Raw genomic sequence first — 16,025 nt, 5'->3', positions numbered from 1 at the left:
GTTTTCATTGATTCATAGGGTGATCAAAGAAAATTGCGATTACATCTTGACTGCGACATTTTTCAAAATCGTATAGTTTTTCAGCGCTTCAAGCCCCTTCTCTCTGCCAAAGCCACTTTTTTTGTATCCACCAAAAGGCATCTGAATGCCTCCGCCAGCTCCATAGTTATTGATGAATACCTGTCCGGCTCTTATTTTCCTGGCTAGACGGTGCGCTCGTCCGATGTTTTCCGTCCACACACCTGTCACCAATCCATAAGGGGTGTCATTGGCAAGTTGTATGGCTTCTTGTTCTTCTTTAAAAGTGAACACGCTGAGAACTGGTCCGAATATTTCTTCCTGCGCCACTTCACTGTGGGGATCGAGTCCATCAATGATCGTCGGAGCAATAAAATGACCATCTTCACATCCATCCACATGGACACGCTTGCCTCCTGTTACAAACGAGGCGTTTTCCTTCTTCGCAATGTCTAGAAACATTTCAATCCGCTCGTATTGCTTCTGCGACAAAACGGGTCCCAAGTCAGGATCGTCCAACCCTCTCCCAAGACTTAAGCTTTCCATTTGTTTCTGGATTCGTTGTAAAAATTCTTCCTTTACCCATTCTTGTATGAGAAGGCGTGACCCAGCCGAACACGTCTGGCCGGCATTCTGAACAATCGATTTGACGACCCACTTTGCGGTCTCATCCAAGTTGGCATCTTCAAAGACGATATTCGGGGACTTTCCACCAAGCTCCAACGTGACAGGAACGATATTCTTTGAACCTGCTTCCATGACGAGCCTTCCCGTCTGGACAGAGCCGGTAAAGGTGATATGGTTGACCTCGGGATGATGGATCAACGCGTCCCCTGCTTCTTTTCCGTAGCCCGTAACGACATTGAACACTCCTTTAGGCAAAGAGGTTTCATCAAAAAGTTCCGCAAGTTTCAAGGCTGTGAGAGGCGTATCTTCCGCCGGTTTTACGACAACAGTATTTCCTGTGGCAATGGCAGCGGCCGTACTTCTTGAAGTGATTTGAATCGGGTAGTTCCACGGGATGATATGGGCCGTCACTCCGACAGGCTCCCTCACCGTGTAATCCAATACATCCGCCTGGATAGGGATGGTTTCACCAAAAATTTTGTCAGCCATGCCTGCATAATATTCAAAGTAGCGCGCGGCAGCTTCCACATCACCTCTGGCTTGAGAAATCGGCTTTCCTGTATCCTTCGTTTCCAGTTGAGCCAACTCTTCAGACGCTGCTCTAATTCTCCCTGCCATGTCAAAAAGAATCCTTCCGCGCTCTTCATCGGCAAAATCCTGCCATTCGTCAGATTCAAAGGTCTTCCTTGCGGTAAGCACAGCTCGATGAACATCCTCTTTGCCGCCTCTTGGTACTTCTGCAATGACTTCTTGTGTCGCTGGATCTTTCGTGGCTACCGTTCTTTTATCCTCACTCTCTACCCATTCACCACTTACATACATGTGCTTCATACCTTCACCCCTTCCTCTTTTTAAAGGCCTCTTCCTCCGTCAACGTTCAAGACGCTTCCTGTCACCATCCGTGCCCCGTCAGAGCTTAAATACATCGCGGCTTCTGCGATATCTTCAGGTGTCACCAACTCACCTAGAGGTACGCTTTTCTTAAACGTATCTTCTTTCACCTGATCGACGTCTCCGCCTTCAGGGCTGAATTTCCCTAGCATACTCGTATCTGACGGGCCAGGATTGATCGCATTCACACGGATTTTGTATTCGGCTAGTTCAATGGCGAGCGCTTTCGTAAAAGCTAACGCCCCTCCTTTTGATGTGACATAGGCATTCAAACCAGGTCGGGGACGTTCAGCAGCAATGGAAGCAACATTGGTGATCACACCAGCACGTTGCTCTCTCATTCCTTTTACCACTTCTTTGCTTATAAGGAATAAAGAAGTCGTATTCACAGCCAATAAACGATTCCAATCAGCGACTTCCACTTCATCAATCGGTGTCGCAGGCTGGGCGATTCCTAAAGTATTCACTAATATGGAGATAGGTCCCAGGAATTCCGTCGCTTTTTCGACGGCCTCCCTCACTTCTATTTCCTCTGTAAGGTTAGCGGAAATGACCTCGAATTGATCGCCGTATTCGCTTTTCCACTTCTCCACCTCATCGACACGCAGATCGAGAGCCGCTACTTTCGCTCCTTCTTCTAAAAACCGCTTCGTAATAACTTGCCCCATTCCACCATTGGCCCCTGTCACGACAACATTTTTATTTTGAAAATTCATCGATTCTCCTCCTACATCTGATGGTAGATTTGTTTGACGATGGCATCTCCGGTTTCAAACGTCTTCGCATTCCCTCCCATGTCAGGAGTCAAAGCTGTCCTCGTTTTTATCACTTGTTCAATGGCATTCATCACGACCAAAGCTAAGTCATCTCTTCCTAAATGCTCCAACATTAAAGCGGCCGACCATATTTGCGCAATCGGGTTGGCGATTTGTTTTCCAGTAATATCAGGAGCTGAACCATGGATCGGTTCAAACATGGATGGAAAATCCCCTTCTGGGTTTAAGTTCGCGGACGGGGACAATCCTAATCCCCCGACAAGCGCCGCTCCAAGGTCTGTTAAAATATCACCGAATAAATTGGAAGCGACGATGACTTCAAACGATTCCGGACGCTGGACTAAATGGGCAACCAAGGCGTCAATATAGACATCATCGACAGCTATGCCTTCGTAGTTCGTGGCCACTTCTTTGACTGATTCATCCCACAGTCTCATCGAGTGGACAATCGCATTGGATTTCGTTGCGTTCACAATCTTTCTAACACCGTTCTTCTGAGCATAGTCGAACGCATAACGGGCCAGGCGTTGAACCCCTTTTTTCGTAATCACCGTATTTTGAATCGCCAGTTCATCAGTTGTTTCCTGATATAACCGACCACCGATGTTGGAGTACTCCCCTTCCGCATTCTCTCTGAAGACGTAGAAGTCTATAGGTCCATCCGTTTGAATGGGACTCTGAACTCCAGGCAATTGTTTAATCGGGCGGAGGTTCACATATTGATGAAAGTTTTTACGGATCGGCATGATCAGGTCCCAGATCGGGATGTGTTCAGGAACACGACGGTCACCAATGGCTCCAAAGAAGATGGCATCATACTCTTTCAAAGTCGACAGACCGTCTTCCGGCATCATGCGGTTATGCTTCAAATAATATTCCGAATTCCAATCAAAGGATGTGGTCTCTAACTGGAAGGACGAATCCGCTTTGGTTAAAGCGTCCAAGACTTTCATCCCTTCCTCCACGACTTCAGGACCAATGCCGTCTCCTGGCAGTACAGCTAAGCGATAAGTTTTCATATAATCCCTCCTCGTCTTTTTATTGAATGAACCATAGGCTTAAGAATGGTAAAAAGGAAACAATCAGAACATCGATAATCATAATGATGATGAACGGAATGATCGCACGGACCAGCTTTTCAAATTTTGTCCCCGCAATATTCGCAGCGACAAATAAGTTGACGCCCACAGGAGGCGTAATAAAGCCGATGGCTAAATTGACGATCATAATGATGCCGAAATGCGTAAGGTCAATGCCCATCGCGTTGGCAATCGGAACGAGAATCGGTGTCAGGATAATGATGGCTGCTGAAGTCTCCAAAAAGATCCCGACGAATATGAGTAAGAGATTGATGATTAAGAGAGCGATGATCCAATTATCTGTCACTCCGAGCATCGCTTCCGTCAATTGAGCGGGGATACGTTCACGCGTTAAGTAATAGCCGAAAGCAGAAGCTCCCGCGATGATGAACATGATGACAGCTGAAATGACGACAGAAGAAGAAAAGATTTCAGTCAAGTCCGGAAGTTTGATTTCTCTATAGATGAATACGCCGACAATCAACCCGTAAACAACAGCCACAACCGCCGCTTCTGTCGCGGTGAAAATCCCACCATAGATACCACCAAGGATGATGACAGGCATCAAAAGAGCTAAGATCGCATCCGCGAATGCTCTCAAAAACTCTTTGAAGGAATGAGACTCGCCGCCCCCATATCCCTCTTTTACAGAAATGAAAAAGACAAGAACCATTAAGGAACCGACGACCAACACTCCTGGAACAATTCCCGCAAGGAACAAATCACTGATTGAAACCCCAGCCGTCACGCCGTAAAGAACAAGGGGCACACTAGGAGGAATCATAATCCCTACCGTCCCTCCAGCCGCTTGCAAGGCAGTCGAAAAGCTTTTGTCATAGCCTTTTTTCACCATCGCCGGTATCAATAAAGAACCAACGGCAGCTGTAGTAGCCGCAGCTGACCCTGAAATCGCTGCGAAAAAAGCACAAGCCACAATTGAAACAATGGCCAATCCACCTTTGACTCGTCCAACGATGACATTGGCAAAATGAATCAACCGCCGGGAAATGCCGCCGTTTTCCATCAGCTTTCCAGCTAAAATGAAAAAGGGTACCGCTAATAATGGAAAAGAGTCGACCGAATTGAACATGCGCTGAACAATGACGATGATTGATAAGTTTCCCTCAATCAGAAAAACGATGGTCGCCGCCATCCCAAGCGTGACAGCAATAGGGACATTGATTAAAAAAAGGAGGATCAAGATACTAAAGAGCAGGATCGTCATTCGATTCGCCCTCCTTTTTCAACACATCTGCAATCGTATTGGCAAGTAAATTAATGATAAGAAAAATGCCGCTGATTGGAATGACAAGATATACAAAGCCCATCGGTAAATCTAGAACAGGTGAAGTTTGGCTCGTCGATTTGCTAACAAGCTGAAATCCATAGATGACAAGAATAGAAAAAAACGAAAGACTGACGACAGATGCGACGACAGCCATGATTTTTCTACCTAGTAATGGAAAGGAATTAACGAAAAACTCCACCCCTAGATGGGCCCGTAGTGACATGGCGTAAGCCGCTCCTAGGAAAGTGATCCAAATCAGACAGTACCGGGCCAATTCTTCGGTCCATGCGAGCGGTTGTTCAATAAGAAAACGGAAGACCACCTGCATAAATACAGAAACGGTCAATACAGCCAGCAAAAGATTCAGGAAATGTTTCATCCCCAGGTTTATGTACTTTAAGAACGGTTGGATGATAACTCCTCCTCTCTGGATGAAGAGGTAGGGGAAGGGATCTCTTCCCCAGTTCCCCATCACTCTTGTGCATCAAGAATCTGGTTCAATAAGTCCTGGTATTCGATTTGATCATAAACAGGCTTTACTGCATCTTGGAATGGTTGGGTATCGACTTCTTCAATAATTTGCATTCCTTCATCTTTTAATGTTTGAAGAGACTCTTTTTCCATTTCTACAATCATGTCTCGTTCCATCGCCCCGGCCTTCTGACCTTCCTCCATAACAATGTCGCGGAGGTCTTCCGGAAGTTCATCGTATGTTTGCTGACTCATCATATAAATGGCAACAGAATACACGTGGCCGGTTAATGTCATGTATTCCTGGTTGGCTTCATAAAGTTTGAACTGGTCGGCGACAATGGCCGGGTTTTCCTGGGCGTCTACAACTCCTTGCTGCAAGGCCGTCAATGCCTCTGTCCAAGCCATCGGTGTCGGCTGCGCTCCTAATTCTTCAAAAGCTGCCAAGTGAATTTCATTTTCCTGGGTACGGATTTTCAGCCCTTCAAGATCGGCAGGTTTTTCAACCGGACGCACACTGTTCGTAACATGCCTGTAGCCATTTTCACCCCAGGAAAGTCCGATGATTCCTTCCTCTTCCATTTTGGAAAAGAGCGTATCTCCCACTTCCCCTTCTAAGACGCTGACCGCCTCTTCACGATTTTTAAAGATAAAAGGAGCATCAAGAACTCCGAGTTCTGGAACAAAGTTCGTGACAGGAGCGGTTGATGAAACAACAAGGTCTACCGTTCCAAGTGTCATCCCTTCCGTAAGTTCGCGCTCTGCTCCGATTTCACTGTTCGGGAACACTTCGATTTTCACCCGTCCGTCTGTTCGTTCTTCAACGTTTTCTGCCATTTCAAGGAATCCTAAATGATAAGGGTGATCCTCTGGTAAAGAATGACCAGCCTGAAGCGTGTACGTTTCTTCGCCACCATCAGAAGAAGCATCATCACTTCCACATGCAGCCAAAACCATCAAGAACAAAAGAGAAACCAACCAGAACGAAATTTTTTTCATTACTCAGCCCCCTATACCCTGTCGAAGATCTTCCCAGGGTTCATGATTTGATTTGGATCAAGTACCTGTTTAATTTGGTGCATCACCTCAAGTGAATCCCCATGTTCCAACTGCTGGTATTTTATTTTTCCGACTCCTACGCCATGTTCTCCCGTACATGTCCCTCCTCTTCGAAGGGCATGGTGGACAATCGCTTCATTAAAGAGATCCGCTTTGCGCTTCTCTTCCACATTATCGGAATCAATCATGAGTAACGCATGAAAATTCCCATCGCCCACATGACCAAGTAAAGCACCATCCAGTGAAAGCGCATCCATTTGTTCGCGTGCATGTTGGATGCCAATCGCTAACTGTGAGATCGGCAGACAAACATCTGTGACCATCATTTTCTTTCCCGGGTGACCATGGACAAAAGAATAAGCGAGGTTATGGCGAGCTTCCCACAGCTCATTTCTGCCTTTCACATCTTTTTCAAACTCGATATCCATTCCTTCTGCATCAGCTAATAACTCTTCAGTAAAAGAAATGTCATGCTGGACACTCGCTTCATTGCCGTGAAATTCGATGAATAAGGTCGGTGCTTCTTTGAAATTTTTATCATTCGACTCGTTCACTTGTTTGATCGATGCCTCATCAACAAGCTCCACCCTTGCAAGTTCAATACCTGCTGATAACAATTGAATTACCGCATCCACCGCTTGATTCAAATTCCTGAAAGATACACGGGCAGCGACAATTGTTTCAGGAATTCCGTAGACCTGAAGCGTAAGTTTTGTGATGCAGCCGAGAGTTCCTTCTGACCCTACAAAGAGGCTGCTTAAATGGTATCCAGAGGAAGACTTCGCGGCATGTGTCCCTGTTTGAATGATCTTCCCATTTGGGAGCACCACCTCTAAGCTTCTCACCTGGTCTTTCATCACTCCATATTTCACAGACGTCGTTCCGCTTGCATTCGTAGCAGCCATTCCCCCAAGGGTGGCATCTGCACCTGGATCGACAGAAAAGAAAAGACCATAAGGCTTTAACTTCTTATTCAACTGCGACCGTGTTACACCAGGATCCACGGTTACAAGGAAGTCATCAGGTTTGACTTCAATGTGCTGATTCATCGATGAAAAATCAAGACTTATCCCACCATGGTAAGGAATGACATGTCCTTCCAGGCTTGTCCCAAGACCGAATGGAACGACAGGAACCTGAAATTCATTGGCTATTTCAATGATGGCTGAAACTTCCTCACTCGTTACTGGAAAAACGACTACATCAGGGTTCCTTGGTTCTGAATAAACCTCATCTTTTCCGTGCTGGGCCAAAATCGTCTTATTCGTAGTGACCCGGTCCTCTGAAGTGGCTTGAATCAGCGCTTCAATGACTTCTATCATCTTTCTCCTCCTTTCCTTAATTTTTCCTGAACTTCAATGAAGATCATCTTCATACATGACCGAAAAATAAAAGCTATTGACGAGTACATCATATGTATGATGTATTATATATAGTATATTATCTGAATATTCATTCAATGTAAATGCTTTCTAAGGAAAATTCTGAAATATTAAAATACTTTTATATGAGGATGTTTTTATTGAATCTTACATTTAACAGAATTCACCCGAATCAAACAAAGACGATGGGGATTGTTTCTTTAATCAAGGACTATTTAATTGAGGGGAAGCTGAAACCTGGAGATAAATTACCGACAGAAATGGAACTGATCGAACAATTAGGAGTAAGCCGGACACCTGTCCGGGAAGCAATAAAAATCCTGGAGTCGATTGGTGTCATTCAAATCAAGCGAGGAGAGGGTATGTTCATTACGGATAACTCTTCTAAGCTGACCATGAATCCACTCGTTTTCAGTTTGATCATGCACAGTCACAACCTAGAACAGCTCATCGAATTTCGCCAGCATTTTGAAATGCTGTTGATGAACATGGTCATTACAAAGGAAAAGAAAGATTTGGACAAGATCGAAGCCGTATATCGTTCCCAAGTGGAACGGATGGCTCCTGACTTGACTCCCCAGGAGCTAGTCGATATTGATTTAGAATTCCACTATGCCATCTTAGAAGAAACAGAAAACCCGTTTACAATGGAAATTGGACGTACCATCTATGAATTGATCCGTCCGAAAATGGTACATTTCAAGGATCCGGATGGGATTGAAAGGACCCTTGCTACCCATAAAGAACATCTGGAATTTTTGAAAGGGGAGAAGGTCTTTGATCCGAAGGAAGCGGTCACTCAGATGATCAAGAATAACGAGGATATGATTAAAGATTAAAAAAGAAACAGCGCATGCTGATGCGGTTACGTCCCACAGCAAATGCCATAAAAAACGTTCACCTCTTAGCCAACCAGAGGTGAACGCTTTTCATCTTCATATCAATCTTTGAACAAATCTACTTACGAAAAAATCTCGCTAATTTTTGAAACATCTTGATCGGTCAATTGCACATCCAACGTTTTCAAGTTATCAACGACCTGTTCCGTACGCTTCGCCCCGGGGATGACAGCATCAATAGATGGTTGATTCAAGTACCAGGCCAATACAATATGAGGAACCTCCACTCTCTTCTCTTCCGCTATAGGACGCAACTGATCCACCTTAGCTAAATTCTGTTTAAAGTTCTCTCCCTGGAAAAGAGGATTCTTCGCGCGGAAGTCATCAAACGTCGTATTCTTATCATATTTTCCAGCCAGAAGACCCGATGCAAATGGGAAGTAAGGGACGAATGAGATTTGATTGTCCGCTGTATAAGGCAGCATTTCTTTTTCCGCTTCGCGCTTGAAAAGATTGTACTCCCCTTGGATGACATCCACATAGCCATCTTTGTTTGCTTCTTTCAGTTGCTCAACCGAGAAGTTCGAAACCCCAATGGACCGTATTTTCCCTTCATCTTTCAACTCTTTCAATGCACCCACCGCTTCGTCCTTCGGTGTCTTATCGTCAGGAAAATGGATATAGAAGAGATCGATATAATCCGTGCTCAAGCGCTGAAGGCTGTCTTCCACAGATTTTTTCAAGAAGGAAGGTTCATTGTTGAAAACGACATCTTCTCCCTTGAATTGGTGTGCTCCCTTTGTTGCGAGAACAATTTCATCCCTTTTATACTCTTTCATGACCTCTCCTACCAGTTCTTCGGAACGTTCAGGCCCATAGATGAATGCTGTATCCAAGAAATTCATTCCATGATTCAAAGCTGTGCGGACGACATCTTTTCCAGCTTCTTCATCCAAGTTGGGATAAATGTTATGGCCACCTACGGCATTCGTTCCAAGTCCGATCGGGTTCACATGTAAGTCTGACTTTCCTAACTGTGTCTTTTTCATTACTTTTACATCTCCCTTGAAAAAGTTCGTGTCCTTACATTGTTTACCACATCCTTTTCCAACAGAAACAATAGAATGCAGAGTGACTTCTTATCGGTTTCCTAAGACTCCAAGTACTGTCTCTACTAACACACGAGAAGCATCTGTCATGACGCTTTGATCAAATGTCATATGAGGATGATGCAGTCCTGGCTTCAAATCACAACCCACAGCAAGCATTGAGGCCTTCAGCTCTGGTTTTTGAATCGTATAAAAATGAAAATCGTCCCCTCCTGTCGTCTGAATAGCCGGTTTTAAAGCACCTTTTCCCATGACCTTGAGGATCCCCTGTTCCAAATAATCTGCTGCTTCCTCACTAATCACCGCCGCCGGAACTTGTGCCTTCTTGTCTACCTCAATACTTATACCATGCAAGTTTGATAATGCATGACTTGCAGATTTTATTTTAGTCACCAAATCATCCATAACTTCATTCGTCTGGGCTCTTACATCAATGGAAAACGTTGCTCGACCTGGAATAATGTTGGTACTTTTCCCTCCACTGTGAAATGATGTCATTTTTGCCGAATGCGGCACGCTTGGATCCATGTGGATATTATTGAGCAATTGCACCATTTCCGCACCTAACTCAATCGCATTTTTATTTAGATGTGGTCTTGCTCCATGAGCATCTTCCCCTTCAATTCGTCCTTCAAGAAACTGTACAGCCCCGTGCTGAATGGCTGGGGCAAACTCTCCTGAACGCAATTCTTGGATTGGTCTCAAATGGAGACCGAAAAAGTAATCAACATCATCCACGATTCCCTTTTCTACCATAGCAAGAGCGCCTTCAATCGTTTCCTCTGCTGGTTGAAAAATGACGCGCAACGTCCCTTTCCATTCCGCTTGTTTCTCTTCCAATGCAAAGAGAGCATGAAGTACGATCGACATGTGGGCATCATGGCCACATGAATGATTCGCTCTGAATTCTCCGTCCACTTCCTGCCAAAGAGCGTCCATATCTGCACTGAGGGCCACACATGGCTTTCCTTGACCGAGTTCTGCGACCAACCCAGGACAATCAACAAAACGTTGAAGTCTGAAGCTTGTTTTTTCTAAAAGTCTTTCTATGTAGTCGGTCGTGTTATTTTCTTGCCAGCTGATTTCTGGATGCTGATGTAAGTGTTTGTAGATGCTTTTAATCGATGGGTAACCTAGGTTTTCCATACGTCCACTCCTTCTATTATGATTTCCCTTCTTTCCTTCTACCTTACAAATACGTTTTATAACATAAAAACTCCTCCCTACTATTCACTAAGTAAGGAGGAGTAGATCAGCCCTCTATTTTTGATCATCCTCATATTCATCAGGTTTATACATGGTAAAGAGTAATACCACAATCATGATGATTGCGAAAATTGAACCGTACAACCATATGGTCATCATTTCATTGACCCACATATCTTTCCCTCCTTACATCGTTTCTCTTACATCTGAGTCTAATGAAGCTTCTTTATTCTTCGTCATATAACCTGCGACCAACATGGCAAAGACGCCAACAAGTACAGCCCAAGCGCCCGCGGCCATTGTACTCTTCTCAAAGTTCAAAATGATAATCAGCACATATGCTCCTACACCGGAAACGAGGGAAATCTTCGCTGCTGAAGTGGTCGCAATGTTAGGGAAAAACAACCCAACGAGAAGTGGGCCAAGCGTTCCTGAGGCAACTCCTGAAATCCCAATCCAGATGAACATCCCAATTGAAGCAGGAGGATTCAGGACTAAGATAAAGGAAATGACCCCTACAACCAGTACAGAATAACGACTGATTTTCAAAGCAGTACGATCGGCTTGCTCTTGAGTAGCTTTCACGTAACCTCTAGGGACAAGGAACTTTCTATAGATATCATTCGCGACCAATGTAGACATGACGACAAAGATTCCATCTGTGGTAGACATGGCAGCGGCAATGACGACAATACCGAGAAATGCAGCTACAATTGGTGGAAATGCCTGTAATACATAACTTAAAATCGCCTGGTCGATCTCATCTACCGTCACTGTTACTGATGCAAATAGACCTCCAAAAATAACAAGGATAAAACAGAAAGAGGCAAAGACATAAACCATAATCATTTTTCTCATGTCCCGTGGATCTTTCAAAGCAAGGACCTTATTAAATAGTTGCGGTTGCGAAGAGAAAGCAAATTGGATAATAAAGGCCCCAATAATAGCGGGAACGGAATAGAACACGATAGAAGAAGGGTTAATGAGCGAAACCATTGAAGGATCCCTATCGGCCAGTGTTTGAGAAATGGAAGTAAACCCTTCCGTAAGCCCTCCTGGGAACATCCAAAATACAGAGATGAAAACAAGCACACCCATGATGGCCATGAGTACTGCCTGCGCAGCATCCGTGTAAATATCTGCATAGGATCCCCCTGTGTACACATAGGCGACAACTAAAACGGCAATAATGATTAATCCAATTGTATAAGGAATATCCAACAACGTATTGAAAATCCATGCTCCTGCTGCGAATTGAGCAGCAATATAAAAGATGTTGAATAAGCACACTAAAGCTGTCCCGACTCTTATAAAGTCACTATTGTACCGATCTCCCAGCCAATCCGCTAAGGAGAGTGACTTTTGTGTCATATTCATTTTTCTCGCTCGTTTAGCTACGACAATCAACCCTAGTGGAGAAGCAATTATGAGCGTCAAAAAAATCCATATGGAAGAAAAACCCCATTGATACGCCCATCCAGGATAACCAATAAAAGTGGAAGCACTGAAGAATGTTGCCGCATATGCTAGTCCTAAAATAACAGGTCCCAGGGATTCACCAGCGATGGAAAAATCAGAAACGGTATTGGTCTTTTTGTAACCGAGATAACCTAAATAACCGATTATAATTAATAACAGAACCAAGCCGATCCACATCATGATTTGTACCTCAGCCATTCTGCTCAACTCCTTTGGCATCATTTGGCTCTAAATCGCGAAGGTAAGGAACAGCCTTCCTTTGGCGGATGATTTCATCAATGTCGATGTCACTGAATATGACTTCATCTTCTTGCTCCGCATTCGCAACAACAGTTCCCGAAGGATCTACAATTCTTGAATTCCCTGCAAAAACCGTCTCTTCTTTTTCGGTGCCTGTCCGATTACAAGCTACAACGTATGTCCCATTTTCAGCAGCCCTTGACCGAGAGGCGATTTCCCATATATGATTTCGTGGTTTTCCAAACGCCGAAGGGTAAAAAAGGACATCTACTCCACTGGAACTTAATTCTCTCGCTGGTTCCGGAAAACCTATTTCATAGCAAATCTGTAACCCTACGTTTAAATCTCCAATCTTGAACGTTTGCAGGGGCTCCCTCCCTTTCATAAACCTCTGTTTCTCTTTATCCCATAAGTACCTTTTCCGTTGTTTTCCTATGACTCCTTCAGGGCCGACAATAAACGCTGTGTCATAGACATTCCCTCTAATATCGGACTCTTCTAGAATACATCCAATCAGGTAAATGCTACATTGCTTACATATGTCCATCATCCAATCGGTGGTTTGTCCTGGAATGGTTTCTGCCAAATGATGATCGACTTCTTCCACTCGATAACCCGTGTTGAAAAGCTCTGGCAAAGCTACAATATCAGCTCCTTCACTTGAAGCTTCCCTAATAAGCCTTTCCGCTTTCTTTAAGTTTTCCGCTTTGTGGCCGAGGACACAATTCATCTGTACCGCTGCTACTTTTATGCAATTATTCACCTACACTCCTCCTTTCTTCTTCGGTTATATACAAGCAAGAATCGTGCCAATTTTCTAAATCCTTACAAAGCAGTCATTTTTCAATCGATAGATAAATAAGTAGATAAATAAATATGCATCCATGCAAGATCATTTGCATGGATGCATATTTACGACCTATTCTTTTTTCATTCGTCTACTAATCGTCGATTGATTGACACCTAAAACTTTTGCCATTTCATTCATTGTTGAACATTTCTCTTTCGCGAGAGCCAGCAACTGGTCTTCCACTAGTCTCCTAGCTTCTCGGAAAGGAATAAGTGCATGGACTTTGACCACTTCTCCATGGTTTGATTGAACGTTCTGATAAAATGGAAAGCTTTCATTGCTTATTTCTTTTTCATCTGTGAAGACGGCAATTCTTTCAACAAAGTTTTGTAACTCCCGGACGTTCCCTTTCCAAGGTTGATTCATGATTTCCTCCACAGCAGTATAAGAAAATCTCAACTCTGTATGGTATTTTTTATTGAATTGTTCCAAGAAATGATGAGCCAATGGAGGAATGTCTTCTTTCCGATCTCTTAAAGGGGGAATTTGGATGGGAAGCACGTGGACTCTATAAAAGAGGTCTTCTCTAAATTCTCCCTCTTCTACCAATTGTGATAGATTACGATTTGTGGCTGCCAAGATTCGTGTATCTATTTTAATCGTCTTTGTACTTCCAACCCTTTGGATTTCTTTTTCCTGCAATGTTCTCAACAATTTCACTTGCAGGTCTAACGGAAGCTCACTGATCTCATCAAGGAATAACGTGCCTCCATCAGAAGCTTCGAACATCCCGATTTTCTTCCCTTTCTTCGCACCTGTAAAAGCCCCTCCTTCATATCCAAACAATTCAGATTCAAGTAATTCGCGAGGGATTGCCCCACAATTAACCTTTATGAAAGGCTTGTCCTTCCTCGGGCTGCATTGATGAATAAAAGAAGCAATCACTTCCTTACCCACACCCGATTCCCCAGTGATCAGGACCGTAGAATCCACCTGGGCCACTTTCTTCGACAGCATCAATACCTCCTGCATTTTTTTACTCTTATGTATGATGGTATGGTCTTGTTCCTCTTTTTCTTTCAACTGTTCCATTTGTCTTTTATATCCTTCTAAAAGGTTTCTCGTCTTCTTCACTTCCATCTCCAATTCATTTTCTTTAGTTACATCTCTGGAAGTGTTGATGACCCTCACAATCTTTCCTTCTTCATCTTTAATGGGCGTTCCGACAACCAAAAGTCTCTTGCCGGTTTTCGTTGTCTGAATGGTTTGGACTTTCTCTTTCTTTTCCAAAACAAGAGCAGCGACAGATGGATCAAACACATGATTCTTTTCATGCTCATAAACGGATTTACCCACTAACTCCTTCGGCTCGATTCCCCATAGCATTTTTGCAGAATCACTGACACGCAAAGTCTTACCATCCCCATCCGTAACATAAATGACATCGAAACTGGATTCAAAGACGGCTTTTAAATCTAAATACATTTGTTCAGAGTCCCACTGGTCTTCACTGCTACTTGTAGAAACCATAAAAGACCTCCTACCATTTTAGAATTTTCTGTTATTTTATCATGAAAGGATAACAAGAAAGTAGAGTTTGGAAGGAACCACAAAAAAACTCAAACCAGTGAAGACTGATGCTTCATCCGTTTGAGTCCCATCCGAATTATTCTTTTATGCTCCCATTGATGAAAGAGCTTGTTTTTTCTGTTGTGCTTCTTGTTCTTGTTTCATCTGGAGAACCTTCATACGCTCTTGCTCCAACTCTTCTTGAAGACGTTGATTCTCTTTTACTAGATAATCTCTTTGATCGAGAACTCTCAGCATATCTTCTCTCATTGTTTTCCCTACTTTCTATAAATAATTTACCACTCAAAAAAAACTATCTCTCAAAGTCTCTTTTGTCAATTATTGACCTTTTTTCTCTTTTTATGACGTTAAATGAATAATACCCACTATAGGGATAACCTAAACAAGGTAACATAATTCATTCGTTAATTACCTCATAGCTGCATTCGCAGCTATTTCCTTTTCTTTATCAAATATAGGATAGCCCCCACTATCGGCATGAACCCAAGCCAATGAAGCTGGTTAACCTGACCATTCTTTCGTTCCCTCCAGTAAATAACGAAGGACGACAAAAACGTTAGTATAAAGAAGTCTATCGTCATTACATGTACAAATTGAGAAGTCTGAAAAGCTTCGAGATAAAGATGAAAGTTACCTTGGATCACCCCATATAAGAATAAAGCAACGGTTCCAATAATTAAAAAGATGTAGAATAAGACCGATTGTATTCCTTTCAATAACCACTTTGGGGTTCTTCGTTGTCTTGAAGTTTTTCCTTCTGATAGAAAGAAATATGGCATTAACGCGAAGGCTCCGAACATGAACATCCCTGCAACAAAAGGCCATAGCGGCAAGCGGCTATCATCTTCTCCAAGAAGCAAGGCAGAGAAAACAAGCGGATAGATCCCAAGAAAACTAAACACCATTAATAAAAAAGGATCCGGATCATCCATGGTCATCAATTGATGGAGGTATCCTTGGTTACCATTTGGAGCGAAGTAAACCGCATACGCAATAAAAGCAATCCAACTGATGAAAAATATGCTTTTCCGTATCGTCACTTGACCACTCTCCTTTTAAAGGGATCATTACTTTAACTTTATACTTTCTTCTCCTTGAAAGCATGACAAACACCTTGAGACCTTCACCGCGAATAAATGTAATGCTTTCTGATGGGATATAATTCAAATGACTTCCTTCTT

Annotated in this window: 15 protein-coding genes; 1 reads left to right on the top strand and 14 read right to left on the bottom strand. The window is 43.4% G+C overall.

Translation table 11 applies throughout. From position 1 onward, the window contains the following. Positions 1 to 39: 39 nt before the first annotated feature. The 7 genes from BLS23_RS03630 to BLS23_RS03600 form a co-directional block, all read right to left on the bottom strand. The gene (locus tag BLS23_RS03630; RefSeq protein ID WP_089651178.1) at positions 40 to 1,476 is read right to left on the bottom strand and encodes an aldehyde dehydrogenase family protein; all 1,437 of its coding nucleotides are present in this window, start codon (positions 1,474 to 1,476) and stop codon (positions 40 to 42) included. Between the two features lie 20 nt (positions 1,477 to 1,496). After that, positions 1,497 to 2,252 (bottom strand): SDR family NAD(P)-dependent oxidoreductase, encoded by a 756-nt coding sequence (locus BLS23_RS03625; protein ID WP_089651177.1) that lies wholly within the window; start codon positions 2,250 to 2,252, stop codon positions 1,497 to 1,499. Positions 2,253 to 2,263: 11 nt separating this feature from the next. Continuing rightward, positions 2,264 to 3,331 (bottom strand): tartrate dehydrogenase, encoded by a 1,068-nt coding sequence (locus tag BLS23_RS03620; RefSeq protein WP_089651176.1) that lies wholly within the window; start codon positions 3,329 to 3,331, stop codon positions 2,264 to 2,266. A gap of 19 nt (positions 3,332 to 3,350) precedes the next feature. Next, positions 3,351 to 4,616 (bottom strand): TRAP transporter large permease, encoded by a 1,266-nt coding sequence (locus tag BLS23_RS03615; RefSeq protein WP_089651175.1) that lies wholly within the window; start codon positions 4,614 to 4,616, stop codon positions 3,351 to 3,353. Continuing rightward, positions 4,597 to 5,058 (bottom strand): TRAP transporter small permease, encoded by a 462-nt coding sequence (locus BLS23_RS03610; protein ID WP_244157063.1) that lies wholly within the window; start codon positions 5,056 to 5,058, stop codon positions 4,597 to 4,599. Before BLS23_RS03610 ends, BLS23_RS03615 begins: the two co-directional genes overlap by 20 nt. Before the next feature lie 92 nt (positions 5,059 to 5,150). Continuing rightward, positions 5,151 to 6,149, bottom strand: coding sequence for a TRAP transporter substrate-binding protein (locus BLS23_RS03605; protein ID WP_089651174.1), 999 nt, complete (start codon positions 6,147 to 6,149; stop codon positions 5,151 to 5,153). An 11-nt stretch (positions 6,150 to 6,160) separates the two neighbouring features. Beyond that, positions 6,161 to 7,531 carry an FAD-binding oxidoreductase gene (locus BLS23_RS03600; protein WP_089651173.1) on the bottom strand — a complete coding sequence of 457 codons (1,371 nt, stop codon included), beginning with the start codon at positions 7,529 to 7,531 and terminating at the stop codon, positions 6,161 to 6,163. Positions 7,532 to 7,731: 200 nt separating this feature from the next. Between BLS23_RS03600 and BLS23_RS03595 the strand changes: the two genes are divergently transcribed. Continuing rightward, the gene (locus BLS23_RS03595; RefSeq protein WP_244157061.1) at positions 7,732 to 8,430 is read left to right on the top strand and encodes a FadR/GntR family transcriptional regulator; all 699 of its coding nucleotides are present in this window, start codon (positions 7,732 to 7,734) and stop codon (positions 8,428 to 8,430) included. A 122-nt stretch (positions 8,431 to 8,552) separates the two neighbouring features. On the opposite strand, the gene BLS23_RS03590 is transcribed toward BLS23_RS03595, so the two are convergent. The 7 genes from BLS23_RS03590 to BLS23_RS03565 form a co-directional block, all read right to left on the bottom strand. Further along, positions 8,553 to 9,479, bottom strand: coding sequence for an aldo/keto reductase (locus BLS23_RS03590; RefSeq protein ID WP_089651171.1), 927 nt, complete (start codon positions 9,477 to 9,479; stop codon positions 8,553 to 8,555). A 90-nt stretch (positions 9,480 to 9,569) separates the two neighbouring features. Further along, on the bottom strand, positions 9,570 to 10,685 hold the full coding sequence (locus BLS23_RS03585; protein ID WP_089651170.1) for a M20 peptidase aminoacylase family protein: 1,116 nt from the start codon (positions 10,683 to 10,685) through the stop codon (positions 9,570 to 9,572). A 246-nt stretch (positions 10,686 to 10,931) separates the two neighbouring features. Beyond that, entirely contained in the window at positions 10,932 to 12,422 is a 1,491-nt protein-coding gene (locus BLS23_RS03580; protein WP_089651169.1) for a sodium:solute symporter family protein, read from the bottom strand. Continuing rightward, positions 12,415 to 13,227, bottom strand: a complete 813-nt coding sequence (locus BLS23_RS03575) for a carbon-nitrogen hydrolase family protein (RefSeq protein ID WP_244157059.1) — start codon at positions 13,225 to 13,227, stop codon at positions 12,415 to 12,417. The genes BLS23_RS03580 and BLS23_RS03575 overlap by 8 nt, the downstream gene beginning before the upstream one ends. A gap of 156 nt (positions 13,228 to 13,383) precedes the next feature. Further along, complete coding sequence (locus BLS23_RS03570) at positions 13,384 to 14,784, bottom strand: sigma-54 interaction domain-containing protein (RefSeq protein WP_089651168.1); 1,401 nt, start codon at positions 14,782 to 14,784, stop codon at positions 13,384 to 13,386. A 144-nt stretch (positions 14,785 to 14,928) separates the two neighbouring features. Next, a complete protein-coding gene (locus BLS23_RS21665; protein ID WP_167355998.1) occupies positions 14,929 to 15,093 on the bottom strand; it encodes a hypothetical protein in 165 nt (54 codons plus the stop codon). Positions 15,094 to 15,275: 182 nt separating this feature from the next. Beyond that, the gene (locus BLS23_RS03565; protein ID WP_244157057.1) at positions 15,276 to 15,884 is read right to left on the bottom strand and encodes a hypothetical protein; all 609 of its coding nucleotides are present in this window, start codon (positions 15,882 to 15,884) and stop codon (positions 15,276 to 15,278) included. Between the last annotated feature and the right edge of the window lie 141 nt (positions 15,885 to 16,025).

Origin of the sequence: Halobacillus aidingensis, from assembly GCF_900104185.1 — a bacterium.
GTDB classification, from domain to species: domain Bacteria; phylum Bacillota; class Bacilli; order Bacillales; family Halobacillaceae; genus Halobacillus; species Halobacillus aidingensis.
This window is presented reverse-complemented; position numbering and strand designations above follow the sequence as displayed.

Coding starts and splice junctions, on each gene's coding strand:
- BLS23_RS03630 (WP_089651178.1), bottom strand. CDS start 1,476: ATGAAGCACATGTATGTAAGTGGTGAATGGGTAGAGAGTGAGGATAAA.
- BLS23_RS03570 (WP_089651168.1), bottom strand. CDS start 14,784: ATGGTTTCTACAAGTAGCAGTGAAGACCAGTGGGACTCTGAACAAATG.
- BLS23_RS21665 (WP_167355998.1), bottom strand. CDS start 15,093: ATGAGAGAAGATATGCTGAGAGTTCTCGATCAAAGAGATTATCTAGTA.
- BLS23_RS03610 (WP_244157063.1), bottom strand. CDS start 5,058: ATGAAACATTTCCTGAATCTTTTGCTGGCTGTATTGACCGTTTCTGTA.
- BLS23_RS03585 (WP_089651170.1), bottom strand. CDS start 10,685: ATGGAAAACCTAGGTTACCCATCGATTAAAAGCATCTACAAACACTTA.
- BLS23_RS03590 (WP_089651171.1), bottom strand. CDS start 9,479: ATGAAAAAGACACAGTTAGGAAAGTCAGACTTACATGTGAACCCGATC.
- BLS23_RS03600 (WP_089651173.1), bottom strand. CDS start 7,531: ATGATAGAAGTCATTGAAGCGCTGATTCAAGCCACTTCAGAGGACCGG.
- BLS23_RS03580 (WP_089651169.1), bottom strand. CDS start 12,422: ATGGCTGAGGTACAAATCATGATGTGGATCGGCTTGGTTCTGTTATTA.
- BLS23_RS03620 (WP_089651176.1), bottom strand. CDS start 3,331: ATGAAAACTTATCGCTTAGCTGTACTGCCAGGAGACGGCATTGGTCCT.
- BLS23_RS03625 (WP_089651177.1), bottom strand. CDS start 2,252: ATGAATTTTCAAAATAAAAATGTTGTCGTGACAGGGGCCAATGGTGGA.
- BLS23_RS03605 (WP_089651174.1), bottom strand. CDS start 6,149: ATGAAAAAAATTTCGTTCTGGTTGGTTTCTCTTTTGTTCTTGATGGTT.
- BLS23_RS03615 (WP_089651175.1), bottom strand. CDS start 4,616: ATGACGATCCTGCTCTTTAGTATCTTGATCCTCCTTTTTTTAATCAAT.